General features: G+C 65.9%; 22 protein-coding genes. 12 read left to right on the top strand and 10 right to left on the bottom strand.

What is annotated here, in order from left to right; all coding sequences use genetic code 11:
- Positions 1-94: 94 nt before the first annotated feature.
- Both EDF74_RS10775 and EDF74_RS10770 read right to left on the bottom strand, forming a co-directional pair.
- The gene (locus EDF74_RS10775) at positions 95-2,128 is read right to left on the bottom strand and encodes a M3 family metallopeptidase (RefSeq protein ID WP_123730127.1); all 2,034 of its coding nucleotides are present in this window, start codon (positions 2,126-2,128) and stop codon (positions 95-97) included.
- Between the two features lie 118 nt (positions 2,129-2,246).
- Positions 2,247-3,359 (bottom strand): PLP-dependent cysteine synthase family protein, encoded by a 1,113-nt coding sequence (locus EDF74_RS10770; protein ID WP_123730126.1) that lies wholly within the window; start codon positions 3,357-3,359, stop codon positions 2,247-2,249.
- A 109-nt stretch (positions 3,360-3,468) separates the two neighbouring features.
- On the opposite strand from EDF74_RS10770, the gene gloA reads away from it, so the two are divergent.
- On the top strand, positions 3,469-3,996 hold the full coding sequence (gloA, locus tag EDF74_RS10765; RefSeq protein WP_123730125.1) for a lactoylglutathione lyase: 528 nt from the start codon (positions 3,469-3,471) through the stop codon (positions 3,994-3,996).
- Positions 3,997-4,044: 48 nt separating this feature from the next.
- Here gloA and EDF74_RS10760 read toward each other — a convergent pair whose 3' ends face one another.
- The gene (locus tag EDF74_RS10760) at positions 4,045-4,434 is read right to left on the bottom strand and encodes a hypothetical protein (RefSeq protein WP_148045944.1); all 390 of its coding nucleotides are present in this window, start codon (positions 4,432-4,434) and stop codon (positions 4,045-4,047) included.
- Positions 4,435-4,590: 156 nt separating this feature from the next.
- On the opposite strand from EDF74_RS10760, the gene EDF74_RS10755 reads away from it, so the two are divergent.
- From EDF74_RS10755 to EDF74_RS10745, 3 genes are all read left to right on the top strand, one after another.
- Complete coding sequence (locus EDF74_RS10755; RefSeq protein ID WP_123730123.1) at positions 4,591-5,025, top strand: VOC family protein; 435 nt, start codon at positions 4,591-4,593, stop codon at positions 5,023-5,025.
- 74 nt (positions 5,026-5,099) lie between these two features.
- Positions 5,100-6,398, top strand: coding sequence for a putative DNA modification/repair radical SAM protein (locus tag EDF74_RS10750; RefSeq protein WP_123730122.1), 1,299 nt, complete (start codon positions 5,100-5,102; stop codon positions 6,396-6,398).
- Position 6,399: 1 nt separating this feature from the next.
- Positions 6,400-7,851, top strand: a complete 1,452-nt coding sequence (locus tag EDF74_RS10745) for a UdgX family uracil-DNA binding protein (RefSeq protein WP_123730121.1) — start codon at positions 6,400-6,402, stop codon at positions 7,849-7,851.
- Positions 7,852-7,913: 62 nt separating this feature from the next.
- Here the strand turns inward: EDF74_RS10745 and EDF74_RS10740 are convergent, their stop codons facing one another.
- Both EDF74_RS10740 and glmS read right to left on the bottom strand, forming a co-directional pair.
- A complete protein-coding gene (locus EDF74_RS10740; protein WP_123730120.1) occupies positions 7,914-8,345 on the bottom strand; it encodes a CBS domain-containing protein in 432 nt (143 codons plus the stop codon).
- A gap of 386 nt (positions 8,346-8,731) precedes the next feature.
- Positions 8,732-10,573 carry a glutamine--fructose-6-phosphate transaminase (isomerizing) gene (gene glmS / locus EDF74_RS10735; protein WP_123730119.1) on the bottom strand — a complete coding sequence of 614 codons (1,842 nt, stop codon included), beginning with the start codon at positions 10,571-10,573 and terminating at the stop codon, positions 8,732-8,734.
- A 204-nt stretch (positions 10,574-10,777) separates the two neighbouring features.
- On the opposite strand from glmS, the gene EDF74_RS10730 reads away from it, so the two are divergent.
- The 7 genes from EDF74_RS10730 (at position 10,778) to EDF74_RS10700 (ending at position 18,539) form a co-directional block, all read left to right on the top strand.
- Complete coding sequence (locus EDF74_RS10730; protein WP_123730118.1) at positions 10,778-12,043, top strand: efflux RND transporter periplasmic adaptor subunit; 1,266 nt, start codon at positions 10,778-10,780, stop codon at positions 12,041-12,043.
- Positions 12,044-12,085: 42 nt separating this feature from the next.
- Entirely contained in the window at positions 12,086-12,811 is a 726-nt protein-coding gene (locus tag EDF74_RS10725) for an ABC transporter ATP-binding protein (RefSeq protein WP_123730117.1), read from the top strand.
- Between the two features lie 8 nt (positions 12,812-12,819).
- Entirely contained in the window at positions 12,820-14,121 is a 1,302-nt protein-coding gene (locus tag EDF74_RS10720) for an ABC transporter permease (protein ID WP_123730116.1), read from the top strand.
- A 16-nt stretch (positions 14,122-14,137) separates the two neighbouring features.
- Positions 14,138-15,358 (top strand): ABC transporter permease, encoded by a 1,221-nt coding sequence (locus EDF74_RS10715; protein WP_123730115.1) that lies wholly within the window; start codon positions 14,138-14,140, stop codon positions 15,356-15,358.
- A 1-nt stretch (position 15,359) separates the two neighbouring features.
- Positions 15,360-15,779, top strand: a complete 420-nt coding sequence (locus EDF74_RS10710) for a PDZ domain-containing protein (RefSeq protein ID WP_123730114.1) — start codon at positions 15,360-15,362, stop codon at positions 15,777-15,779.
- Between the two features lie 79 nt (positions 15,780-15,858).
- A complete protein-coding gene (locus EDF74_RS10705; RefSeq protein ID WP_123730113.1) occupies positions 15,859-17,199 on the top strand; it encodes a sigma-54-dependent transcriptional regulator in 1,341 nt (446 codons plus the stop codon).
- Positions 17,196-18,539 carry a sensor histidine kinase gene (locus EDF74_RS10700; RefSeq protein ID WP_123730112.1) on the top strand — a complete coding sequence of 448 codons (1,344 nt, stop codon included), beginning with the start codon at positions 17,196-17,198 and terminating at the stop codon, positions 18,537-18,539. Before EDF74_RS10705 ends, EDF74_RS10700 begins: the two co-directional genes overlap by 4 nt.
- 90 nt (positions 18,540-18,629) lie before the next feature.
- Here the strand turns inward: EDF74_RS10700 and glmU are convergent, their stop codons facing one another.
- On the bottom strand, positions 18,630-19,994 hold the full coding sequence (gene glmU / locus EDF74_RS10695) for a bifunctional UDP-N-acetylglucosamine diphosphorylase/glucosamine-1-phosphate N-acetyltransferase GlmU (RefSeq protein WP_123730111.1): 1,365 nt from the start codon (positions 19,992-19,994) through the stop codon (positions 18,630-18,632).
- 84 nt (positions 19,995-20,078) lie between these two features.
- On the opposite strand from glmU, the gene EDF74_RS10690 reads away from it, so the two are divergent.
- Positions 20,079-20,462: a GtrA family protein gene (locus EDF74_RS10690; protein ID WP_123730110.1), complete on the top strand. Its 384-nt coding sequence runs from the start codon at positions 20,079-20,081 to the stop codon at positions 20,460-20,462.
- An 82-nt stretch (positions 20,463-20,544) separates the two neighbouring features.
- Here the strand turns inward: EDF74_RS10690 and EDF74_RS10685 are convergent, their stop codons facing one another.
- From EDF74_RS10685 to atpA, 4 genes are all read right to left on the bottom strand, one after another.
- Positions 20,545-20,967 carry a F0F1 ATP synthase subunit epsilon gene (locus tag EDF74_RS10685; protein WP_005411127.1) on the bottom strand — a complete coding sequence of 141 codons (423 nt, stop codon included), beginning with the start codon at positions 20,965-20,967 and terminating at the stop codon, positions 20,545-20,547.
- Positions 20,968-21,079: 112 nt separating this feature from the next.
- A complete protein-coding gene (gene atpD, locus EDF74_RS10680; protein WP_121040078.1) occupies positions 21,080-22,486 on the bottom strand; it encodes a F0F1 ATP synthase subunit beta in 1,407 nt (468 codons plus the stop codon).
- Positions 22,487-22,523: 37 nt separating this feature from the next.
- Positions 22,524-23,387, bottom strand: a complete 864-nt coding sequence (atpG, locus tag EDF74_RS10675) for a F0F1 ATP synthase subunit gamma (RefSeq protein WP_123730109.1) — start codon at positions 23,385-23,387, stop codon at positions 22,524-22,526.
- A 76-nt stretch (positions 23,388-23,463) separates the two neighbouring features.
- Complete coding sequence (gene atpA, locus EDF74_RS10670; RefSeq protein ID WP_123730108.1) at positions 23,464-25,011, bottom strand: F0F1 ATP synthase subunit alpha; 1,548 nt, start codon at positions 25,009-25,011, stop codon at positions 23,464-23,466.
- Positions 25,012-25,026: the final 15 nt, after the last annotated feature.

Genomic DNA, 25,026 nt, shown 5'->3' with positions numbered 1-25,026 from the left:
GCCGGCCGCTGCCCGGCTCCTCACGTTGCATGACACCCCGCCCCTGGCGGCAGGATGCAGAGCCGGCCAGCGGCCGGCACTACCGTAACCGGGGTCACACCATCCCGTTGTGCCGCAGCAGCGCGTCCACGGTCGGCGCGCGCCCACGGAACGCAGCGAAGTTTTCTGCCGCACTCCGGCTGCCGCCCCGCGAGAGCACTTCATCGCGGAACCGCTGACCGGTCTCGGTCACCTTGTCCGGGGCTTCCTCGAACGCGGCATAGGCATCGGCGCTGAGCACCTCGGCCCACTTGTAGCTGTAGTAGCCCGCCGCATAGCCACCGGCAAAAATGTGGCTGAACTGATTGGGGAACCGATTCCAGGCCGGCGGCCGGTTGACCGCCACCTCATCGCGCACACGCTCCAGCAGGGCCTGCACGCTGTCCTGGCTCGGGTCGAAATCACTGTGCAGCTGCATGTCGAACAGGGCGAACTCGAGCTGGCGCACAGTGAACATGCCGCTCTGGAAATTGCGTGCGGCCAGCATGCGGTCAAACAGCGCACGCGGCAGCGGCTCGCCGGTAGTTACGTGTGCGGTCATCGCCTGCACGCGCTCCCATTCCCAGCAGAAGTTTTCCATGAACTGGCTCGGCAGCTCCACCGCGTCCCACTCCACACCGTTGATGCCGGCCACGCCGAGCTCGCCGATGCGGGTCAGCAACTGATGCAGCCCATGCCCCATTTCATGGAACAGGGTGGTCACATCGCTGTGGCTGAAGGTCGCCGGTTGCCCCGCGGCGCCCTTGCCGAAGTTGCAGACCAGGTACACCAGCGGCGTCTGTACACCGGCAGCGGTCTCGCGGCGGTTGCGGCAATCGTCCATCCACGCGCCACCACGCTTGCCTTCGCGCGCGTACAGGTCCAGGTAGAACTGACCCACCAGCGCGCCCTGCGCATCGACCACCCGGAAGAAGCGCACGTCCGGGTGCCACACCGGCGCGCTGTCCGGCTGTACCTCCAGCCCGTAGAGACTGCGGATCACACTGAACAGGCCGTCCAACACCTTCGGCTCGGTGAAGTACTGCTTCACGTCCTGCTCGGAATAGCTGTAGCGCGCCTGCTTCAGCTTCTCCGCCGCGAAGGCCAGATCCCATGCTTCCAGCGCGGCCAGACCCAGTTCGTCGCGCGCGAAGGCCTCCAGCTCGGCACGGTCGCGCTGTGCATACGGTTTGGCACGCGCCGCCAGATCGCGCAGGAAACCCAGCACCTGCGGCGCATCTTCGGCCATCTTGGTGGCGATCGAATACTCGGCGTAGTTGGCAAAGCCCAGCAGTGCGGCCAGCTCCGCACGCAGCGCCAGCACGCGATCGATGTTGCCGCTGTTGTCCAGCGCGGCATCGCCGAATTCGGAGGCGCGGACCGCGTTGGCGCGATACAGCGCCTCACGCAGCGGGCGATGTTCGGCGTAGGTCTGCACCGGGATATAGCACGGCATCTGCAGGGTCAGCTTCCAGCCGGGCAGGCCATCCTTCTCTGCGGCAGCGCGGGCAGCGGCGATCACATCGTCCGGCAGGCCAGCCAGTTCGGCGCGGTTTTCCACGTGCAGCGACCAGGCATCGGTCGCATCGAGCACATTCTGCGAGAACGTCGCCGAGAGCGCGGACAGTTCCTCGCGGATCGCGCTGTAGCGCGCCTTGCCGGCGTCATCGAGTTCAGCACCGCCCAGCCGGAAATCACGCAGGGCGTTCTCCAGCACCTTGCGGCGTGCCGGATCGTACTGCGCCGCTTCCGGCGCAGCGGCCAGGGCGCGGTACTGCTGGTAGAGCGCCAGGTTCTGGCCCAATGCGCTGCCGAAGCGCGTCACCTTGGGCAGGTTGGCGTTGTAGGCCTCGCGCAGCGCCGGGGTATTCACCACAGCCTGCAGGTGGCCCACCTGGCCCCACGCACGCCACAGGCGCTCAGTGGCATCGTCCAGCGGATCGGCGAAGGTCGCCCAGGTCACCGGGGTGACGGTCTCGGCGGTCGTTACCGCCGCCTCGGCCTCGGCCAGCAGGGCGTCGATCGCCGGGGCGATGTGCTCAGGCTGGATCGCATCGAAACGCGGCAGACCGGAAAAATCGAGCAGGGGGTTGGTGGGGGTCACAGGCATCTCCAGACAACGGGGCCGCTGCAGCGGCATCACCCCACGATATGGCATTGCCCCCTGCCCCGCACAAGGCCCCGGCGTGCACCGATGGGCCAGGTTCACGCCACGCCCGGTGTCCCGCTCAGTACAACGCTTCCAGCGAAACGCAGGGCAGCACCGGCAGGCCCTGCCCCGCCACCGCCGCGGCGAGCTGGGCATCGGCGCCCTCCACGTCGATGCCCTGCTTCGGGTACCACTCGGGGTTGTAGTAGCTGTGCGCGTAGCGCTCGCCGCTGTCGCACAGGATGGTGACGATCGAGCCGCTGCGTCCGGCATCGCGCATCAGTTGCGCGGCCTGCAGCACGCCGATGAAATTGGTGCCGGTGGAACCGCCGACGCGACGGCCCAGCTGGCGGCTGACATGGCGCATCGCGGCCAGGCTCAGCGCATCGGGCACCTTGACCATCGCATCCACGCTGGTCGGAATGAAACTGGATTCCACCCGCGGCCGCCCGATGCCCTCCACGCGCGAGCCGCCACTGCAGGTCAACTCGCGCCAGGGCTGCCCGGCCAGCGCGGCGCAGTAGCCGTCGTAGAACACCGACACTTCCGGGTCCGCACACAGGATGCGCGTGTCATGCCGGCGGTAGCTCACGTAGCGGCCCAGCGTGGCCGCGGTGCCGCCGGTGCCCGGGCTGCACACGATCCACTCGGGCACCGGGTGCGGCTCCTCGGCCATCTGCTTGAAGATCGATTCGGCGATGTTGTTGTTCGCGCGCCAGTCGGTGGCGCGCTCGGCGTAGGTGAACTGGTCCATGAAGTGGCCACCGGTTTCGCGGGCCAACGCTTCGGAATCGCAGTTGAGGTCGCAGGCGCGCTCCACCAGATGGCAGCGGCCGCCGTGGAACTCGATCGCCGCGATTTTCTCGGGGGACGTGGTGGCCGGCATCACGGCGATGAACGGCAGGCCCAGCAGCCGTGCGAAATACGCCTCGGATACGGCCGTGGAGCCGCTGGACGCTTCGATCACCGGGCGCCCTTCACGCAGCCAGCCGTTGGTCAGCGCGTACAGGAACAGCGACCGGGCCAGACGATGCTTCAGGCTGCCGGTGGGATGGCTGGATTCGTCCTTGAAATACAGGTCGATGCCATTGAACCCCGGCAGGTCCATCGGGATCAGGTGGGTATCGGCCGAACGGTTGAAATCGGCTTCGATCTTGCGGATGGCGGACGCCACCCATTCACGCTGAGACATGATGAACGCTGGTCAGGGAGACACACCATTCTACCCGCCACCCCGCCCGGCCGGGACCGGTAACATGACGTGTCCGCCGCGCCGATGCGGCCCCGCCCCCAGGATCCCCATGTCCCTTGCCGCTTTCCAGACCCAGCCGGGTGTCGCCGCCCAGCCGCCGGCCGAAACCACCGGTTTCGTGTTCAACCACACCATGCTCCGCGTGAAGGATGCTGCCGCCTCGCTGGCGTTCTATACCGGCGTGCTCGGCTTCCGCCTGATCGATCTGCGCCACTTCCCCGACGCCGAATTCAGCCTGTACTTCCTGGCCCTGCTGCCGGCCGGCACGCAGATCCCCGAGGGCGACGACGCCCGCCGCGTGTGGATGGCCGGGATTCCCGGCGTGCTGGAGCTGACCCACAACCACGGCACTGAAACCCAGGCCGGCGCGGTCTATCACGACGGCAACAGCGATCCGCGCGGCTTCGGCCACATCTGCGTGTCCGTGCCGGACATCCAGGCCGCCTGCAAGCGTTTCGATGCGCTGCAGGTGCCCTACCAGAAGCGCCTGGAAGATGGCCGCATGAAGCACCTGGCCTTCATCAAGGACCCGGACGGCTACTGGGTGGAGATCATCTCCAACACCCCGATCGCCTGATCCCGGCCGCTCCGCGATGCGCCGGCAGGTACCGGCGCGTCGTGGGCGTCATGGCTGGACCTGGAACTCGAAGGCCGCATGGAACGGCGCCTTCGGTGGTACGAACAGGGTCTTCCCGGCAAACCCCGCATCGACACAGCGTGCGACCGTTTCGTCGCCTTCGCGCCACGTCCGCACCACCTTGCCCTGCGCATCCAGCTGCAGCACCACTGTGAACGGTGCCAGCGTCTCCGGCGCGGGTTTCGGCATGCACCGCGCGAAACTCGCGCCGCCCACCCGGCTCATGCTGTCCAGCATTTCCGTGTACGCCGCCGGCGCCAAGCTGGCTTCATCACGCTGCGCCAGTGCGCGCACCTGTTCATAGCCGGCGTCGCCTGCGACCGCCTGGGCCATCATCACCATCCACAGCATCGTTCCCTCCTCCGTCTGCGCGTTCATGACGCCAGCGCGCAGCGTAGGTCAGCGCGTGGGCTGGCGGAAGGGCCGCGGCCGACAGGTCCACGCGCGTGGTCAGCAAGGTCGAGACGGCGGCACCGTGTCCAACCGCATCCAGTGGTATACCTGCGGACCGTCCACCCACCCAACGGAGTCGGTATGGAAACCATGGAACTGCACCGCGGCCGCCTGATCGATCACCTGCAGCTGGTGGTCAAGGATCTCGCCGCCAGCCGCCGCTTCTACCAGGCCGTGTTCGACACGATCGGGATCCCGATTGCCGGTGAAGGCGACACCTATTTCTGGGCCGATGAGCTGTTCATTTCCACGGCGGACAGTGAAGCAGCGCTCGGCCAACTCACCGGCCGCCATCATCTCGCCTTCCAGGCCCGCGACCGCGCGACCGTGGACGCCTTCCACCGGGCCGCATTGGCCAATGGCGGGAAGGACAACGGTGCGCCGGGCGAACGCCCTTACCATCCCGGTTACTACGCGGCATTCGCGCTGGATCCGGATGGCAACAACATCGAGGTGGTGTTCCATGGGCCGGCGAGGTACAGCGCGGAATCAGTGAAGGTGAGCTTCGACAGCTGAGCCGCAATCTGAACTCTTCAGGCGCGGGCTGACCCGTCTCACTGGATGAGACGGCGCCCCGGTACGGTCGCTCCATGGAGACGATCCGCAAACTGGCCATCCTTGCCGATGCCGCGAAGTACGATGCGTCCTGCGCCTCCAGCGGCGCGGGCAAGCGCGATTCGCGTGCGTCCGGTGGCATCGGCAGCACCGAGGGCATGGGCATCTGCCACAGCTACACGCCGGATGGCCGGTGTGTGTCGCTGCTGAAAATCCTGCTGACCAACTTCTGCATCTACGACTGCGCGTACTGCGTCAACCGCGTGTCGAGCAACGTGCAGCGGGCCCGCTTCAGCGTGGACGAAGTGGTCGCGCTGACGATGGATTTCTACAAGCGCAACTACATCGAAGGCCTGTTCCTCTCCAGTGGGATCATCCGCAACGCCGACTACACCATGGAACGGATGGTGGAAGTGGCGCGGGTGCTGCGCGAGGAACACCGGTTCGCCGGGTACATCCACCTCAAGACCATCCCCGAAGCATCGCCGGAACTGCTTGCCGCCGCCGGGCGCCATGCCGATCGGCTGTCGATCAACATCGAGCTGCCCACCGAAGCCGGGCTGGCCAGTTTCGCACCGGAGAAGTCACTGCCCTCGATCCGGGGCGCCATGGGTGAGCTGCGCTGGCAGATCGAGGAAGCCAAAGAGGCGCGCAAGTCCGATCCAGCCAGTACTGCGGTATCCGCACCGTCACCGGCCCCGCGCGGGCGGCGTGCGCGTGCCCCCCGCTTCGCCCCTGCCGGGCAGAGCACCCAGATGATCGTCGGTGCGGACGGTGCCAGCGACAACCAGATCCTCAGCGCGGCCGACAATCTGTACGGCAATTATCGGATGCGCCGCGTCTACTACTCCGCCTTCAGCCCTATTCCCGATGCCAGCAAGGCGCTGCCCCTGCAGGCGCCACCGCTGGCACGCGAGCATCGCCTCTACCAGGCCGACTGGCTGCTGCGCTTCTACGGGTACGGTGTGGAGGAAATCACCGATACCACCCAGGGCGGCATGCTGGATCTGGACATCGACCCGAAGATGGCCTGGGCGATCCGCCACCCCGAGCGCTTCCCGGTCGATCTCAATATCGCGCCCAAGGAGCTGCTGCTGCGCGTACCCGGGCTTGGCGTGCGCAACGTCAAACGGGTGCTGATGGCACGGCGACATGGACGCCTGCGCGTGGCCGATGTGGCCCGTCTGCGTGCACCGATGAGCAAGCTGCTGCCGTTCGTGCAGTTGGCCGACCATCATCCGCGGCGTGCACTGGATGATCCGGCGGCGCTGCGGGCGCGGCTGGCGCCACCGCCGCGACAGGGCGCATTGTTCCCCGACGCTGCTGCCCACTGACATGTCACGCTGGAGTGTGCGTGTCGAGCCGGCATGGTCGTTGGATGCATGGCGCGCGGCCGCGCGGCTGGCCTTGCGCCACGCGGTGCCACCGGATCAGCTGGACTGGCTGCAGGATCAGGGGGCTTCATTGCTTGATGCCCCGTCACTGACCTCGCTGGACGATGGCCGCACGCCACTGGCCGAGCCGCAAATGTATGTCTCCAAGGCGTTTGTCGAGCTGGCTGCCATCTGCCTGTGCCATCGCGATCCGCAACGGATGTCGCTGCTCTACCGCATGCTCTGGCGCATCACGCATGGCGAGCGCAGCCTGCTGTCCAACCCCGCCGATCCCGACGTGCTGCGCGCCATGGCCCTGAGCCAGGCAGTCCGCCGCGACACGCATAAAATGAAAGCGTTCGTCCGCTTCCGCGAAGTGCCCGGCGAGCAGGATGCCTTCATTGCGTGGTTCGAACCGGATCACCAGATCGTGGACCGCGTGGCACCGTTCTTCGCGCGGCGCTTCGCCGGCATGCGCTGGGCGATCCTGACGCCGTACCGCAGCGTGCACTGGGATGGGCAGGCGCTGTCGTTTGGTCCGGGTGGCCACCAGAGCGATGCGCCCGTTGAGGATGCGCGCGAAGAACTGTGGCGCACCTACTACGCCAACATCTTCAATCCGGCACGGCTCAACACGCGGATGATGCAGCAGGAGATGCCGGCCAGATACTGGAAACACCTGCCCGAGGCGTCGTTGCTGCCGCAGCTGGTCCGTGATGCCGGTGACCGGGTGCAGGAGATGCACGACCGTGAGGCACAGGCCCCGCGACGGCGTATCCCCGCGGCCATCGCCTCACCCACGCCGGTAGCGGATGCCCCACCTGCCACACTCGATGCCCTGCGCGATGCGGCTGCCGCGTGCCGACGCTGCCCACTCTGGGAGCCGGCCACGCAGACCGTGTTCGGCGAAGGCCCACAGGACGCACGGATCATGCTGGTGGGCGAGCAGCCCGGCGACAGCGAGGACCTCAGCGGGCACCCGTTCGTCGGTCCCGCCGGACAGCTGCTGGATCGCGCCCTGCGCGAGCTTGGCATTGATCGCCGCACGCTCTACCTGACCAACGCGGTCAAGCACTTCCGCTTCGAACGGCGCGGCAAGCGTCGCATTCACAGCAAGCCGCAGATCACCCACATCAACGCGTGCCGGCCGTGGCTGATGGGCGAGATCGAGAACGTGCGACCGCAGGTGATCGTCTGCCTGGGGGCGAGTGCAGCCACCGCGGTGTTCGGCGCCGGGTTCAACCTGATGGCAAACCACGGACGCTGGCACTCACTGGAGGACGGCACCCGTGCATTCGCCACGGTGCATCCGTCGTGGGTGTTACGGCAGCCGGCAGGTGAGCCACAGCAGGCAGCCTATCGGCTGCTGCTGTCGGACCTTCAGCAGCTGAACGGCCTTGACGGCCGACGTTGATTCTCCAGCGTGGGGTTGCCGGCCGGCAGCCGGCGTTACCCGTCAGCTGGACACGGGCAGTTTCAGTGCGCCGCCATGTAGATGTCCTGCAGCACCGCCTTTTCCAGCTCCAGCTCGCTGAGCAGATTCTTGACGATGTCGCCCAGGCTCAGGATGCCGACCAGCTTGGCGTCTTCGGTCACCATCAGGTGGCGGTGACGCGAGTAGGTCATGAGCGCCATCGCCTGCTTGAGGGTGGCGTCCGGTCCGATGCCTTCCAACCCTGCCGACGGCAGCGTGGAAATGACCCGGCGCCCGGCCTGCGGGCCGTCGTCGGCCAGCGTGCGCACGATGTCTTTCTCGGAAATGATCCTCACCGGCGCATCATCTTTCATGACCACAAGGGCAGCGATCTTGTGCGCGCTCATCTTGTGGGCCGCCGCACCGATGGTGTCTTCCACATCGATGGTGACGATCGTTTCTTTCTTGGATTGCAGGAGTTCGCGGACGTTCATTCTTGTTTCCTGATGCAGGGTACTGAAGTCGAGAGATGCGCCTGATTGCAGCGAGGTCGGCAGTGAGACCGCCGTGCCTCGGTCACTCGATTCTACGACCGCACCCGGGCCCAGGAGTTTGCAAATCTGGGACGGTTCGTCGTGGAACGCGGTGCACGACCCTGAGAATGGCACCGTCGTTAAAACCGTCGCTGAATGCCTCAGCAGACTGAGACTAAAGTTCCGGTGCCGACGGCCGTGTAGAGCCACCCCATGGGGTGGCTGTTCTTCGCTCCGGCTCCCGCAGCCACCCATGGGTGGCTCTACAACGGGGTGATCGCACAAAAAAGGGTGGACCCGCAGGGCCACCCTAGATACGTGTCAGCGCCGCCTCGGCAGCGGACACATCACTCCACCGTCACGCTCTTGGCCAGGTTGCGCGGCTTGTCCACATCTGTCCCGCGCGCCAGTGCGGTGTGGTACGCCAGCAGCTGCACCGGGATGGTATGCACGACCGCGCTCAGCGCGCCGACATGGCGCGGCGTGCGGATCACGTGCACGCCGTCGGACTCCACGAAGTTGCTGTCCTGGTCGGCGAACACGAACAGTTCGCCGCCCCGCGCACGCACTTCCTGCATGTTGGATTTGACCTTCTCCAGCAGGCTGTCGTTCGGGGCGATCACCACCACCGGCATGTCCTCATCCACCAGCGCCAGCGGGCCGTGCTTGAGCTCACCGGCCGGGTACGCCTCGGCGTGGATATAGGTGATCTCCTTGAGCTTGAGCGCGCCTTCCAGCGCGATCGGGTAGTGCAGGCCGCGCCCCAGGAACAGTGCACTGCTCTTGCGCGCGAAGCGCTCGGCCCATGCGGCGATCTGCGGCTCCATGTTGAGCGCGTGCTGCACGCTGCCCGGCAGGAAGCGCAGCTGCTCCAGGTAGTCCGCTTCCTGCGCAGCATCGATGCGGCCGTGCAGCTTGCCCAGTACCACGGTGAGCTGGAACAACGCTGCCAGCTGGGTGGTGAAGGCCTTGGTCGAGGCAACACCGATCTCGGCACCGGCGCGGGTGTAGCAGACCAGTTCGCTCGCGCGCGGAATCGCGCTCTCGGGCACGTTGCAGATCGACAGCGTATGCAGATGACCAAGCGACTTGGCGTACTTGAGCGCTTCCATCGTATCCAGCGTTTCGCCGGACTGGGAAATGGTGACGATCAGATGCTTGGGATTGGCGTACGCCGCACGGTAGCGATACTCGCTGGCGATCTCCACGCTGCACGGCAGGCCGGCGATGGATTCAATCCAGTAGCGTGCCGTCAGGCCGGCGTAGTAACTGGTGCCGCAGGCGAGGATCTGCACGCCTTCGATACCCGACAACACCGCCTCAGCGTTCTTGCCAAACAGCGTCGCCGGGAAGCCACCGGCGTCGATCGCCGCCTCGATGGTGTCGCCGAGCGCGCGCGGCTGCTCGTGGATTTCCTTCTGCATGAAGTGGCGGTACGGACCCAGCTCCAGCGACGCGAGCGAGACATCCGACAGGTGCACATCGCGCACGATCGGCTGGTTGTGCTCGTCGTACACCTGCACGCCGTCGCGGCGGATGTCGGCGGTATCGCCCTCTTCCAGGAAGATCACGGTGCGGGTGGCCTGGATGATCGCCGAGACGTCGGAGGCGACGAAGTTCTCGCCCTCGCCCAGGCCGACCAGCAGTGGGCAGCCCATGCGCGCGCAGACGAAGTGGTCCGGCTCGGCACGGCTCATCACCGCCAGCGCGTAGGCACCGGTCAACTCCTTGACCGTGCGCTGCAGCGCCGAGAGCAGGCTGTCGCCTTCCTTGAGGTGATGGTGCATCAGGTGCGCGATCACTTCGGTATCGGTCTGCGACTCGAAGGTGTAGCCCAGCGCGCGCAGCTTCTCGCGCTGCTCTTCATGGTTCTCGATGATGCCGTTGTGCACCAGCGCCACACCGTGGCTGATGTGCGGGTGGGCGTTGGCTTCGGTCACGCCACCGTGGGTAGCCCAGCGCGTGTGGCCGATCCCGAGCAGCGACTGGAAGCCTTCGCTCGCAGCGGCCTTCTCCATCTCGGCCACGCGGCCGGTACGGCGCACACGACGGACGTCAGCTTCAGCGGCAGCGGTATCGATCACCGCAATGCCGGAGGAGTCGTAGCCCCGGTATTCCAGTCGCTTCAATCCTTCGATGAGTACCGGTACCACGTCGCGATGGGCGATCGCCCCCACAATGCCGCACATAGATTCAGATCCCTGCTGGTTAGCCTCGCATTCTAGCGTGGCGACCAAGGCGGCTTGGGCGCTGTCCGCTTAACGAAAGTGTCCGGTCCCGTGTCCGCGGACACCCGGACACGCCGCAGGATTCGCAAGCCCTTGTTTTCAAAGGGTTAAAAGTTGGCACGAAGTCTGCTTTGTTACTTCACAACCCAACCGCGAACGAGCCCGATGATCCGCGACACTTCCGCCCAGGACCAGACCCTTTCCTCGCACGCCGCGCCCGCCCCGTGGAAGCGCTGGCTGTGGCCGGCGGTCGCCGCCCTGGTCGTGCTGCTGGCGATCGGCTTCGCCGCCCGCGCGTGGCTCGGCGCCAGCCGCTCCTTTGACAGCGCCCGTGTCCGCGTCGCCGAGGTCACCCGGGGCGACATGGTCCGCGATATCGCCGCCGACGGCCGCGTGATCGCCGCCAACAATCCGGTGCTCTACGCCATCTCCGCCGGCACCGTGACCCTGAAGGTGGTCGCCGGTGACGTGGTCAAGCAGGGCCAGGAGCTGGCCGTGATCGACAGCCCGGAACTGCGCAGCAAACTGGCCCAGGAACAGGCCACGCTGGCCGGCCTGCAGGCCGAGGCCAGCCGCGCCACCCTGGATGCCACCCTCGCCCGCGCCACTGCCCAGAAAGACACCGACCAGGCCGTGATCGAACGCCAGGCCGCAGTGCGCGATCTGGAGCGCTACAAGCGCGGTTTCGATGGCGGCGCGGTGCCGCAGGTCGATGTCGCCAAGGCCGAAGACACGGTCAAGAAGAGCGACATCCAGCTGGAACATGCCCGCAAGGATGCGATGTTGAAAGCACAGGGTGCCGATCTGGACGCGCGCAACAAGCGCCTGCTGGCCGATCGCCAGCGCGCCGTGGTGACCGAAGTCGAACGTCAGGTCGATGCGCTCACCCTGCGTGCCCCGTTCGATGGCCAGGTCGGCCAGGTGCAGGCCACCCAGCACACCAACGTGGTCGCCAATGCACCGATCCTGGGCGTGGTCGATCTGTCCCGCTTCGAGATCGAGATCAAGGTGCCGGAGAGCTTCGCCCGCGAGCTGTCGATCGGCATGCCCGCCCAGCTCACCGGCGGCAGCGGCCAGTTTGCCGGTGAGATCTCCGCCGTCTCCCCGGAGGTAGTCGCCGGCGAGGTCAACGCCCGCATCCGCTTCTCCGACAAGCAGCCGCAGGGTCTGCGCCAGAGCCAGCGCATGCAGGCACGCGTACTGCTCGATACCCGCCGCAACGCACTGAAGATCGAGCGTGGCCCGTTCGTTGAACAGGGCAACGGCTACGCCTACGTCATGGACGGCAGCAGTGCCGTCCGCCGCCCGGTCAAGCTCGGTGTGAGCAGCCTGGGCGAAGTGGAAATCCTCTCTGGCCTGCAACCCGGCGATCGTGTCGTGGTGTCCGGCAGCGATCTGTTCGGCGATGCCGAGCGCGTGTCCATCAACTGATTCACCCCTTTCGATCTTCCCGACATTCAAAGGAACACAGCCATGCTTGAAATGCGCTCGGTCGCCAAAGTCTTCCGCACCGAACAGGTGGAAACCCATGCCCTGCGGTCGCTGGATCTGCACGTGCGCGAAGGTGAGTTCGTCGCCGTGACCGGTCCGTCCGGTTCGGGCAAGACCACCTTCCTCAACATCGCCGGCCTGCTGGAGACCTTCACCAGCGGAACCTACCTGCTGGATGGCCAGGACGTCAGCCAGCTCGGCGACGACGCGCGCAGCCGGCTGCGCAACCAGAAGATCGGCTTCATCTTCCAGGGCTTCAATCTGATCTCCGATCTGAACCTGTTCGACAACGTCGATGTGCCGCTGCGCTACCGCGGCATGCCGGCGGCAGAGCGCAAGCAGCGCATCGAACATGCGCTGGCCCAGGTGGGCCTGGGCTCGCGCATGAAGCACTACCCGGCCGAACTGTCGGGCGGTCAGCAGCAGCGCGCCGCGATCGCGCGTGCGCTTGCGGGCAGCCCCCGCCTGCTGCTGGCCGATGAACCGACCGGCAACCTGGACAGCCAGATGGCGCGTGGCGTGATGGAGCTGCTGGAAGAAATCAACGCCAAGGGCACCACCATCGTCATGGTCACCCATGACCCGGAGCTGGCCGCGCGCGCCAAGCGCAACGTGCATATCGTCGATGGCCAGGTCACTGATCTGCTGCGCGATCCGGTGCTTGCCACGCCGCGTCCGTCCGTCGCCGCCGCCATTGCCAACGACTGAGGCCCGCCATGCTCGCCTACTACTTCCGACTGGCCCTGCGCAGCTTCCGGCGCAACAAGGTGCTGACCGCGCTGATGGTGGTCGCCATCGCGCTGGGCATCGGCGCGTCGATGACCACACTGACCGTGTTCCACGTGCTGTCCGGCGATCCGATTCCGCAGAAGAGCGATCGGCTGTTCGCCGTGCAGGTCGATCCGCGACCGATGCTGGGCTACCAGCCTGGAGAGGAACCGGAGGAGCAGCTGACCCGCTTCGATGGCGAGGCACTGCTGCGTGAGAAGCATGCCAAACACCAGGCCCTGATGACCGGTGGTGGCGTGACCATCGAGCCGGACAAGGCCTCGCTGCGTCCGTTCGATACCGATGCACGCTACACCTCCACCGATTTCTTCCCGATGTTCGATACGCCGTTCCAGTACGGTCGTGCCTGGCCGGTGGCCGACGACGACGGGCGCGGCCGCGTGGTGGTCATTTCGCAGGCGCTCAACCAGAAGCTGTTCGATGGCGCCAACAGCGTCGGCAAACCGCTGCGCATGGACGGCCACACCTTCACGGTGGTGGGCGTGCTGGACGAGTGGAATCCGAACCCACACTTCTATGATCTGGAGACCGGCAGATACGGTGGCAGCGAGGACAGCTACATACCCCTCTCCACCGCGCTGGAGCTCAAGCTGGGCCGCAACGGGAACATGAACTGCTGGGACAACTCCGGTGGCGATGAAACGGCGGTCAATGCACCGTGCACCTGGATGCAGTACTGGGTGGAACTGGCCTCGCCGGCCGATGCCGCCGACTACCGCGCCTACCTGGAGAACTACTCGGCCCAGCAGAAGTCCGCAGGCCGCTTTGAGCGCGCACCGAATGTGCGCCTGCGCAGCGTCATGGACTGGCTGGACCACAAGCAGGTCGTGCCGGGCGATGTGCGCCTGCAGCTGTGGCTGGCGATGGGCTTCCTGCTGGTGTGCCTGATCAACACGGTCGGCCTGCTGCTGGCCAAGTTCCTACGCCGCAGCGGTGAGATTGGTGTGCGTCGCGCGCTCGGTGCCAGCCGTGGGCAGATCTTCCTGCAATCGCTGGTCGAAGCCGGCACGGTGGGCCTGGCCGGTGGCCTGCTCGGCCTGCTGCTGGCGCTGCTGGGGCTGTACGCGGTGCGTCAGCAACCGGTGGACTACGCCAAGCTGGCGACGCTGGATGGACAGATGTTGCTGATGACCTTCGCGCTGACCCTCGTCGCCAGCCTGCTGGCAGGCTTCCTGCCTGCGCTGCGCGCCATGCAGGTCACCCCCGCCATCCAACTCAAATCGCAGTAAGGATCCGGAGCACATCATGGATATCCGCCCCATTCTTTCCACCCTGCGTCGGCACAAGACCGCCGCAGCGCTGATCGTTCTGGAGATCGCACTGACCTGCGCGATCGTCTGCAACGCGCTGTTCCTGATCGGCCAGCGGATCGAGAAGATCAACCAGCCCAGCGGCATCGCCGAAACCGAACTGATGGAGATCCGCCTGGGCGGTGTCGGTAAGCAGGTGAACGTGGAAGCCCGCACCCGTGAGGACCTGGCTGCGCTGCGCAGCGTGCCCGGCGTCAAGAGCGTGGTGACCATCAACCAGCTGCCGTTCCGCCGCAACTCGTGGAACTCCAGCCTGTCCCGGGTGCCCGACCAGGAGCGCCCGACGCTGAGCGCATCGCAGTACTTCGCCCGCGAAGGCGTGTTGGAAACGCTGGGACTGAAGCTGGTGGCCGGCAGCGATTTCCAGCCCGGCGAGTACCGTGAGTACAGCGAGGTGGTCGCCGACGAGACAGCCGATTCCAAGGGCAGTTCCGTCATCCTGACCCGTTCGGCCGCCGAAAAGCTGTACCCGGAGGGCGATGCACTGGGCAAGACGGTCTACAGCGGCCGCATGCCATTGCGCGTGACCGGCGTGGTCGAAGCGCTCGCGCGCCCGGGCAACGTCGAGGGCGACACGCATCACTCGATGCTGCTGCCGATCCGGATGAGCTATGACATGGGGTTCTACCTGATCCGTGTCACCGACCCCGCCCGCCGCGATGAGGTCCTCAAAGCGGCGGTTGCTGCACTGGAACGGGTGGACCCCAGCCGCATGGTGCGCGCGAAGCTCACCTATGAGCAGGTCCGCCACAAGACGTTTGCCAACGACCGCGCCATGGTCGGCCTGCTGATAACCGTCTGCGTTGCGCTGCTGGTGGTCACCGCGCTGGGCATCGTCGGCCTGGCCAGTTTCTGGGTGCAGCAGCGGACCAAGCAGATCGGCATCCGCCGGGCGCTGGGCGCGACGCGCAGCCAGATCCTGCGCTACTTCCAGACCGAGAACTTCCTGTTGGCCACGGTCGGCATCGTGCTGGGCATGTTGATGGCCTACACGATCAATCTGTGGCTGATGAACAACTACGAGCTGCCGCGCATGCCCATCAGTTACCTGCCGATCGGCGCGGTGCTGTTGTGGCTGCTGGGCCAGATCGCTGTCTTCGGCCCGGCACGTCGTGCCGCCGCCGTTCCACCCGCTGTTGCCACCCGGAGTGCCTGAAATGCGCCAGACCAAGACCAAGACCAAGACCAAAATCACCACCCTGTTGCTGTCCCTCCTGCTGGCCGGTGCCCCCGCGCTGGCGGCCGCCCAGACCGACACCTCACGCCTGGAATGGCGTGATGCCGGCCACCACCTGGTGGTCGATGCGCAGGATGGCATCGTGCGGGTCACCACCACCGAGCCGAGCACCTACTTTGGCCTGCGCAGCGGTGACCGGATCATCCGCGTGGGCGACCAGCAGGTGCGCAGGATCGCCGACCTGACCCACACCCTCGGCGGCAACAAGGGCTCCCGTGTGCCCGTCACGGTGCTGCGCAAGGGCAACCAGAAGACCGTCTACGTCGACAGCGCCGCCTGGAGCGAAGCGCTGGCGGTGGAAACCCCGGCCATTCCGCAGGCACCCCGCGCCGGCGGCTGAGGGCAGCCACGCCGGGCCATCTGCCTCTTGGCCCGGCGCTCCGGTACTCTTGATCCCACTTCCGGTCCTACGCTGCCGCATGCCCTCGATCCTGATCATTGACGACAACGCCAGCGTCGGCACCGCACTGAACGTGCTGTTCTCGCTGCATGACATCGACACCCTGCACGCGCTCTCGCCCGAGCAGGGCCTGGCCCTGCTGGAACAGCAGCCGGTGGACCTGGTGATCCAGGACATGAACTTCACCGAAGACACGACCTCCGGCGAAGAAGGCGAAGCACTGTTCCTGCAGATCCGTGCACGCCACCCGGACCTGCCGGTGATCCTGTTGACCGCCTGGACGCATCTGAGCAGCGCGGTCGATCTGGTCAAGGCCGGCGCCGCCGATTACCTGGCCAAGCCATGGGACGACCGTAAGCTGCTGATAACGGTCAACAACCTGCTGGAACTGTCTGAAACCCGCCGGGAACTCGATCGCCGCCGCGACCGTGAGCAACGCAACCGTTCTGCACTGGAAGCCCGCTACGATCTGCGCGGCGCAGTCGTCGCCGATGCCGCCAGCGAGCGCGTAGTGAGCCTGGCCTGCCAGGTCGCACGCTCGGCACTGCCGGTGCTGATCACCGGCCCGAATGGCGCGGGCAAGGAGAAGATCGCCGAGATCATCCAGGCCAATTCGCTGGTCGCCAAGGGCCCGTTCGTTGCGCTCAACTGCGGTGCGATTCCCTCCGAGCTGATCGAAGCCGAGCTGTTTGGTGCCGACGCCGGTGCCTACACCGGCGCCAACAAGGCGCGCGAAGGCAAGTTCGAGGCCGCCGATGGCGGCACGCTGTTCCTGGACGAGATCGGCAATCTCTCCCCCAGCGGCCAGATGAAGCTGCTGCGCGTGCTCGAAACCGGTCGTTTCGAACGCTTGGGTTCCAACCGCGAGCGGCAGGTCAAAGTGCGCGTCATCAGCGCTACCAACGCCGACCTGCCGGCGATGATCCGCGACGGCCAGTTCCGCGAGGATCTGTACTACCGCCTCAATACCGTCGAGCTGGCGTTGCCACCGCTGGCCGACCGCCCCGGCGACATCCTGCCGCTGGCCGAGCGCTTCCTGGACAGTGGCAAGCCGCTGTCCACGGCCGCGGCCACCGCGCTGCAGCGCCACCCGTGGCCGGGCAATGTGCGCGAACTGCGCAATGTGCTGCAACGCGCCGAACTGCTGTCCACCGGTCCGCGCATCGAGGTGGGTGATCTCAACCTGCCGCGCACTGCCGCGCCGCGTGCGGCCAGCCCGGTGGTGGATCCGGACCGCAGCCGGATCGAGAACGCGCTGGCCCACAACCACGGCATCATTGCGCAGACCGCCGCCGAACTCGGGCTCAGCCGCCAGGCGCTGTACCGGCGCATGGACCGTTACGGCATCCCGCGCGAATGAAGCGGCGTTCGTTCACCTTCCGGTTGTTCCTGCGCCTGCTGCCGGTGCTGGCGCTGGCCGCGGCATTCCCGTGGTACCTGGCATTCTGGCTGGACCACGGCTGGGCCGTGACGTTCATCTCGACGATCATCCTGTTGTCGCTGATGTGGTGGAGCCTGCGCCGTGCCACCGCGCCGATCCGCTCACTGCTGCGCGCCCTGTCCGGCACGACCAGCAGCTACCGCGATGGCGAGTACAACTTCGGCATCTATTGGCCCTCCAACGACGAGCTGGGCGATCTGGTCCAGGCCCATCGCGAGCTGGGTGATGTGCTGCGGGCGCAACGTCAGGAGCTGGTCCAGCGCGAACTGCTGCTCGATACGATGGTGCAGAACACGCCGGTGTCGATGTTGCTGCTGGCGCACGGTGGCGATGGGGTGCAGCGGGTGGTGTTTTCCAACCTGGCCGCGCGCAAGCTGCTGCACAACGGCTGGAAGCTGGAGGGCCAGCGCATGCACGATGTCATGGAGACGATGCCCGTTGAGCTGCGCGATGCCATCGCGCGCGGCGGCGACAGTCTGTTCGCGGTGCGCGAAGAGGACGGCGATGAGGACGACGAACAGGTCTACCACCTGTCACGGCGCAACTTCCACCTCAATGGTCGCCCGCATGACTTGTTGTTGATCCGCCTGTTGACGGCGGAACTGCGCCGGCAGGAAGTGCAGACCTGGAAAAAGGTGATACGGGTGATCAGCCACGAGCTCAACAACTCCCTGGCCCCGATCGCGTCGCTGGCGCACTCCGGCGGCGAGCTGGTCCGGCGTGGCAAGGTCGAACGCCTGGAGGAGGTCTTTGCCACCGTCGAAGACCGCGCACGTCACCTCGAAGGCTTCATCCGCGGCTATGCGCGGTTCGCCAAGCTGCCGCAGCCGCAGCTGCAGACCGTGCAGTGGAATATGTTCCTCACCGGGCTGCAGCACCAGATTCCGTTCCGGATGGCGGAGATTCCAGACGACCTGCACAGCCGGGTGGACATCGCCCAGCTGGGCCAGGCACTGCTGAACCTGCTCAAGAACGCACACGAGGCGTGTGCCGACGCCGAACCGCCCACCGATGACGTGGAGGTGCGCCTGACCCGCCTGCCGCAGTGGTTGCGGTTGGAGGTGCTCGATCGTGGCAAGGGCATGAACGAGGCCGTGCTGCAGAACGCGCTGATGCCGTTCTATTCCACCAAGCGCAACGGGACCGGATTGGGACTGGCGCTGACCCGGGAGATCGTGGAAGCCCATGGTGGCCGGATCTCACTGCAGAACCGCCGCGAAGGCGGCCTGTGCGTCGCGATCTTCCTGCCCGCGGGTTGAGTCAAGCCGGCTTGCACGCCCGGTCGTGCCGGCCGCTGGCCGGCACCGTCGTGAACCCGGGATTGCCTGGTTGCCGGCCAGCGGCCGGCACTACTTCTTCGTGGGGCGCTTCCAGCCGTCGATGGTTTCCTGGCGGGCACGTGCGACGGTCAGCTTGTCCGCCGGTGCGCCGCGGGTGATCACCGAACCGGCTGCCACGGTAGCGCCCTCACCGATCACGACCGGCGCCACCAGCGAGCTGTTGGAGCCGATGAAGGCACGATCACCGATGGTGGTCTGTGACTTGTTCACGCCGTCGTAGTTGCAGGTGATGGTGCCGGCGCCAATGTTGACCTTGCTGCCGATCACCGCATCGCCCAGATAGGTGAGGTGGTTGGCCTTGCTGCCCGCACCCAGCACGACCTTCTTGGTCTCCACGAAGTTGCCGACATGCGAACCTTCTGCCAGCACGGTGCCGGGACGCAGGCGGGCGAACGGACCAATCTCGGCCGCGCCCTCGCTGATCACGCCGTCCAGATCGCAGTGCGGCTTGACCACGGTGCCCGCCGCCAAGGTGACGTCCTTGAGCCGGGTGAATGCCCCGATGCTGACACCGTCGCCCAGCACCACGCGCCCTTCCAGAATCACGTTGACGTCGATCTGCACGTCGCTGCCGACCGTGACCGTGCCGCGGATATCCAGCCGCGACGGATCAAGCACGCGTGCGCCCTGTGCGCACAGCGCACGCACGTCACGCAGCTGCCAGGCGCGTTCGAGCTGCGCCAGCTGCCACGGATCGTTGGCGCCTTCGGCATCCTGCGGATCCTGCACGAAGGCCATCTCGGCCGGCGTGTAATCGCTGGCCGCCGCGGCAAAGATGTCGGTCAGGTAATACTCGCCCTGCGCGTTCGCATTGGAGAGCTGGGACAACCAACGGCGCAGTGCCGTGGATTCGGCGGTGATGATGCCGGTATTGATGGTGCGGATGCTGCGCTGCTCGTCGGTGGCGTCTTTCTGCTCGACGATCGCGCCGACCTTGCCCTCGGCATTGCGCACGATGCGGCCATAGCCGGTCGGATCGGCGACCTCGGCCACCAGCACGGCCAAGCGGCCCGGCTGCGACAGCAGGTGGCGCAGCGTTTCCCCGCGGATCAGCGGCACGTCGCCGTACAGCACCAGCACGGTCGCCGCATCCGGCACCTCCGGCATGGCCTGCAGCACCGCATGGCCGGTACCCAGCTGCTGGCTCTGCTCGGCCCAGCGCAGGTCGGGCTGGTCAGCGAACGCCTGCCGCACGGCTTCGCCGCCATGGCCGTACACCACATGGATCGCTTCGGGCTGCAACTGGCGCGCGGTCTCGATCACGTGGGCAAGCATCGGGCGGCCGGCAATCGGCTGCAGCACCTTGGGCAGGGCCGACTTCATGCGCTTGCCGGCACCGGCGGCCAGGATGATCACGTGCAGGGGCTGGGTCATGGGCAGATCGGGTTCCGGGAATCGTTGAGGGGAATTCTAGTGCGCCGATCGTTAACATGTGGGATTGTCCGCCGCGAATCACTCATGAGCCTCCTCCGCCAGGGCAGCAGTTACCTCATCATCGGGTTGGTCCAGCTTGTGCTGGATTGGGCGGTGTTCGTCGGTGCGACCGCGCTGGGCATGCCGACGGTGCCGGGCAATCTGCTCGGGCGCGTGGCGGGCATGCTGTTGGGGTTCTGGCTCAACGGTCGCTACACGTTCGCGCACGAGGGCGCACATCGGCTCGGCTGGGCACGGTTCGCACGCTTCCTGCTGCTGTGGGCGGTGCTGACAGCGATCAGCACGCTGCTGGTGACGCTGGCCGCCGAGCATCTCGGCCTGCGCTATGCGTGGCTGGCCAAACCATTGGTGGAGGGCGGCCTGGCGGCGGTGTCGTTCCTGCTGATGCGCACGTTGATCTTCCGCTGAGGCATCCGCCGCCGGCGGGCAAAAAAAAACGCCGGCAAGCCGGCGTTTTCCCTTCGTGGATGGCGCCGTCGCGCCGCTCCACTCAGTGCTTGAGCGTCTTGCGCAGGCGTTCGAGCGCCTGCAGCTGGACCACGGCTTCGGCCAGCTTCTGCTGGGCTTCGGCCACTTCCATCGCTTCGCCACGATTGGCCAGGATGCGTTCGGCTTCTTCCTTGGCCTTGCGGACCGAGGCTTCATCGATGTCCTGGGCACGGATCGCGGTGTCTGCCAGCACGGTCACGACCTGCGGCTGCACCTCGAGGATGCCGCCGGAGATGGCGAAATCGAGCTGTTCGCCGTTCGGCGTGGTCACTACCACCTTGCCCGGCTTCAGGCGGGTGATCAGCGGGGCATGCTTGGGCGCGATGCCCAGCTCGCCCAGCTCGCCGGTGGCCACGACCAGGGTCGCTTCACCACGGAAGATTTCCTGCTCGGCGCTGACGATGTCGCAACGAATGGTGCTCATGTAACTCTCTTCGCTAGGGGGCGGGTTGAACCCACCGCAGGTGTTCCGCAGCGGTGGGCAGATGCCCACCCCGTGTCACGGTCGGGACGGACCGGAGTCCGCCCCTGCCGCATCAGGCCTTCTCGGCCATCTTCTTGGCCTTCTCGACCGCTTCTTCGATGCTGCCGACCATGTAGAACGCCTGTTCCGGCAGGTGGTCGTATTCGCCATCGACGATGGCCTTGAAGCCACGGATGGTGTCCTTCAACGACACGTACTTGCCCGGCGAACCGGTGAACACTTCGGCCACGTGGAACGGCTGGCTGAAGAAGCGCTCGATCTTACGGGCGCGGGTCACGGCCTGCTTGTCTTCTTCGGACAGTTCGTCCATGCCCAGGATCGCGATGATGTCCTTCAGTTCCTTGTACTTCTGCAAGGTCTGCTGGACGCGCTGGGCGGTGTCGTAATGCTCGTGGCCGATGACCAGCGGGTCCATCTGGCGGCTGGTCGAATCGAGCGGATCCACGGCCGGGTAGATACCCAGCGAGGCGATCGAGCGCGACAGGGTCACGGTCGAATCCAAGTGGGCGAACGTGGTGGCCGGCGACGGATCGGTCAAGTCATCGGCGGGCACGTAGACGGCCTGGATCGAGGTGATCGAGCCATTCTTGGTCGAGGTGATGCGCTCCTGCAGGACGCCCATTTCCTCGGCCAGGGTCGGCTGGTAACCCACGGCCGACGGCATACGGCCCAGCAGTGCCGACACTTCGGTACCGGCCAGGGTGTAGCGGTAGATGTTGTCGACGAACAGCAGCACGTCCTTGCCCTTGCCGTTTTCGTCCTTCTCATCGCGGAAGTACTCGGCCATGGTCAGGCCGGTCAGCGCAACGCGCAGACGGTTGCCCGGCGGCTCGTTCATCTGGCCGTACACCATCGCGACCTTGTCCAGGACGTTGGAGTCCTTCATCTCGTGGTAGAAGTCGTTGCCCTCACGGGTACGCTCACCCACGCCGGCGAACACGGACAGACCGCTGTGCGCCTTGGCGATGTTGTTGATCAGTTCCATCATGTTGACGGTCTTGCCGACGCCGGCGCCGCCGAACAGGCCGACCTTGCCGCCCTTGGCGAACGGGCACATCAGGTCGATGACCTTGATGCCGGTTTCCAGCAGCTCGGTGGCCGGGGACTGGTCTTCGTACGACGGCGCGGCACGATGGATTTCCCACGTGTCGCTGGCGGTGACCGGACCGGCTTCGTCGATCGGGCGACCCAGCACGTCCATGATGCGGCCCAGCGTACCCGCGCCGACCGGCACCGAGATGGCGCGTTCGGTGTTGGTGGCGACCAGGTTGCGCTTCAGGCCGTCGGTGGAGCCCAGCGCGATGCAGCGGACCACGCCGTCACCCAGCTGCTGCTGCACTTCCAGCGTGATTTCGGTGTTGTCCACCTTCAGCGCGTGGTACACCTTCGGCACCGACTCGCGGGGGAATTCGACGTCGACGACGGCGCCGATGATCTGAACGATCTTGCCCTGACTCATTGCTGCAATCCTCTAATGTGTGCTTTGACTGTGCGCGTCAGACTGCTGCCGCGCCGCCGACGATTTCGGAGATTTCCTGGGTGATCGCTGCCTGGCGGGCCTTGTTGTAGACCAGCTGCAGGGTTCCGATCAGCTTGTTCGCGTTGTCACTGGCCGACTTCATCGCCACCATGCGTGCCGCATGCTCGGAGGCCACGTTTTCCAGCACGGCCTGGTACACCAGCGACTCGACGTAACGCGTCATCACGTGCTCGAGCACGGTCGCGGCGTCGGGTTCGTACAGGTAGTCCCAGTCGTGGTGCGCGACCTGCTTCTCAGCGGCCGGCAACGGCAGCAGCTGATCGAAGCTGGCCTTCTGCGTCATCGTGTTGATGAAGCGGTTGTAGACCAGGTACACGCGGTCGACCTTGCCCTCGGTGAAGGCATCGAGCATCACCTTGATCACGCCGATCAGCTGTTCCAGGTGCGGCACATCGCCCATGTGGGTGACGCTGCCGACCATGTTGACCTTGACCCGGCGGAAGAAGGTCGAGGCCTTCTGGCCGACGGTGACCACATCGATCTCGGCGCCCTTTTCCTGGTACTGGCGCACTTCGCCCAGCATCTTGCGGAACAGGTTGTTGTTCAGGCCACCGGCCAGACCGCGGTCGGAGGAGATCACGATGTAACCGACCCGCTTGACCTCGTCACGCTGGACCAGGAACGGATGCTGGTAATCGGTGCTGGCCTGGGCCAGGTGACCGATCACCTGCTTCATCGCCTGCGCGTACGGACGCGACGTCTTCATCCGCTCCTGCGCCTTGCGGATTTTGGAGGCCGAGACCATTTCGAGCGCGCGCGTCACCTTGCGGGTGTTCTGCACGCTCTTGATCTTGGTTTTGATTTCGCGTCCGCTTGCCATCTCTTATTCCCGTAGAGCGGAGGGGTGCCCCGCTTTGTCACAGTGAAGCGGGGCTGAGCCCCGCTCTACATGCGGCTTACCAGCTGCCGGTGGTCTTGAACTCGGTGATGCCCTTCTTGAAGGCAGCCTCGATGTCGTTGTCCCAACCGCCGGTGGCGTTGACCTTTTCGATCAGCTCGCCCTGGGTATTGGCGAAGTGGGCATGCAGGCCTTCTTCCAGCGCCAGCAGCTTGCTGACCGGGACGTCGTCGAGGTAACCCTCGTTGACGGCGTAGATGGTCAGCGCCTGGTTGGCGATCGACATCGGCGCGTACTGCTTCTGCTTCATCAGCTCGGTGACGCGCTGACCGCGCTCGAGCTGCTTGCGGGTGGCTTCGTCCAGATCCGAAGCGAACTGCGCGAACGCAGCCAGCTCGCGGTACTGGGCCAGCGAGATACGGATGCCGCCGGACAGCTTCTTAATGATCTTGGTCTGGGCCGCACCACCGACACGCGACACCGAGATACCGGCGTTCACGGCCGGGCGGATGCCGGAGTTGAACAGATCGGTTTCCAGGAAGATCTGGCCGTCGGTGATCGAGATCACGTTGGTCGGCACGAACGCCGAGACGTCACCGGCCTGGGTTTCGATGATCGGCAGCGCGGTGAGCGAGCCGGTCTTGCCCTTGACGGCGCCGTTGGTGAACTTCTCCACGTACTCTTCGGACACGCGGGCAGCGCGCTCGAGCAGGCGGGAGTGCAGGTAGAACACGTCACCCGGGTAGGCTTCACGGCCCGGCGGACGCTTCAGCAGCAGCGAGATCTGGCGGTAGGCAACGGCCTGCTTGGACAGATCGTCGTACACGATCAGCGCGTCTTCGCCGCGGTCCATGAAGTACTCACCCATGGTGCAGCCCGAGTAGGCGCTGATGTACTGCATCGCGGCCGATTCGGACGCGGTCGCAGCGACCACCACGGTGTGCGCCAGGGCGCCGTTCTCTTCCAGCTTGCGCACGATGTTGGCGACGGTCGAGGCCTTCTGGCCGATCGCGACGTACACGCACTTGATGCCGGTCGCCTTCTGGTTGATCACCGCATCGATGGCCAGGGCGGTCTTGCCGGTCTGGCGGTCACCGATGACCAGCTCGCGCTGGCCACGGCCGATCGGGATCATGGAGTCGACCGACTTGTAACCGGTCTGCACCGGCTGGTCGACGGACTTGCGCCAGATCACGCCCGGGGCCACACGCTCCACCGGAGCGGACAGCTTGGCCGCGATCGGGCCCTTGCCGTCGATCGGCTCACCGAGCGCGTTGACCACGCGACCCAGCATTTCCGGACCCACCGGCACTTCCAGGATGCGACCGGTGGTCTTGGCCACGTCGCCTTCGCGCAGGTTCTGGTAATCACCCAGGACCACGGCGCCGACCGAGTCGCGCTCCAGGTTCAGGGCCAGGGCGAAGGTGTTGTTCGGCAGTTCGATCATTTCGCCCTGCATCACGTCGGCCAGACCGAAGATGCGCACGATGCCGTCGGACACGCTGGTCACGGTGCCTTCGTTGCGCGATTCCGCGGCCAGCTTGACCTTCTCGATGCGGTTCTTGATCAGTTCGCTGATTTCGGAGGGGTTGAGCGTGGTTGCCATCGTCAAGTCCTAGTG

The sequence above is a fragment of the Stenotrophomonas rhizophila genome, from assembly GCF_003751305.1.
Taxonomy (GTDB): Bacteria; Pseudomonadota; Gammaproteobacteria; order Xanthomonadales; family Xanthomonadaceae; genus Stenotrophomonas; species Stenotrophomonas rhizophila_B.
Note: the sequence above shows the minus strand (reverse complement) of the source record. Positions and strands in the feature narration are given on the sequence as shown.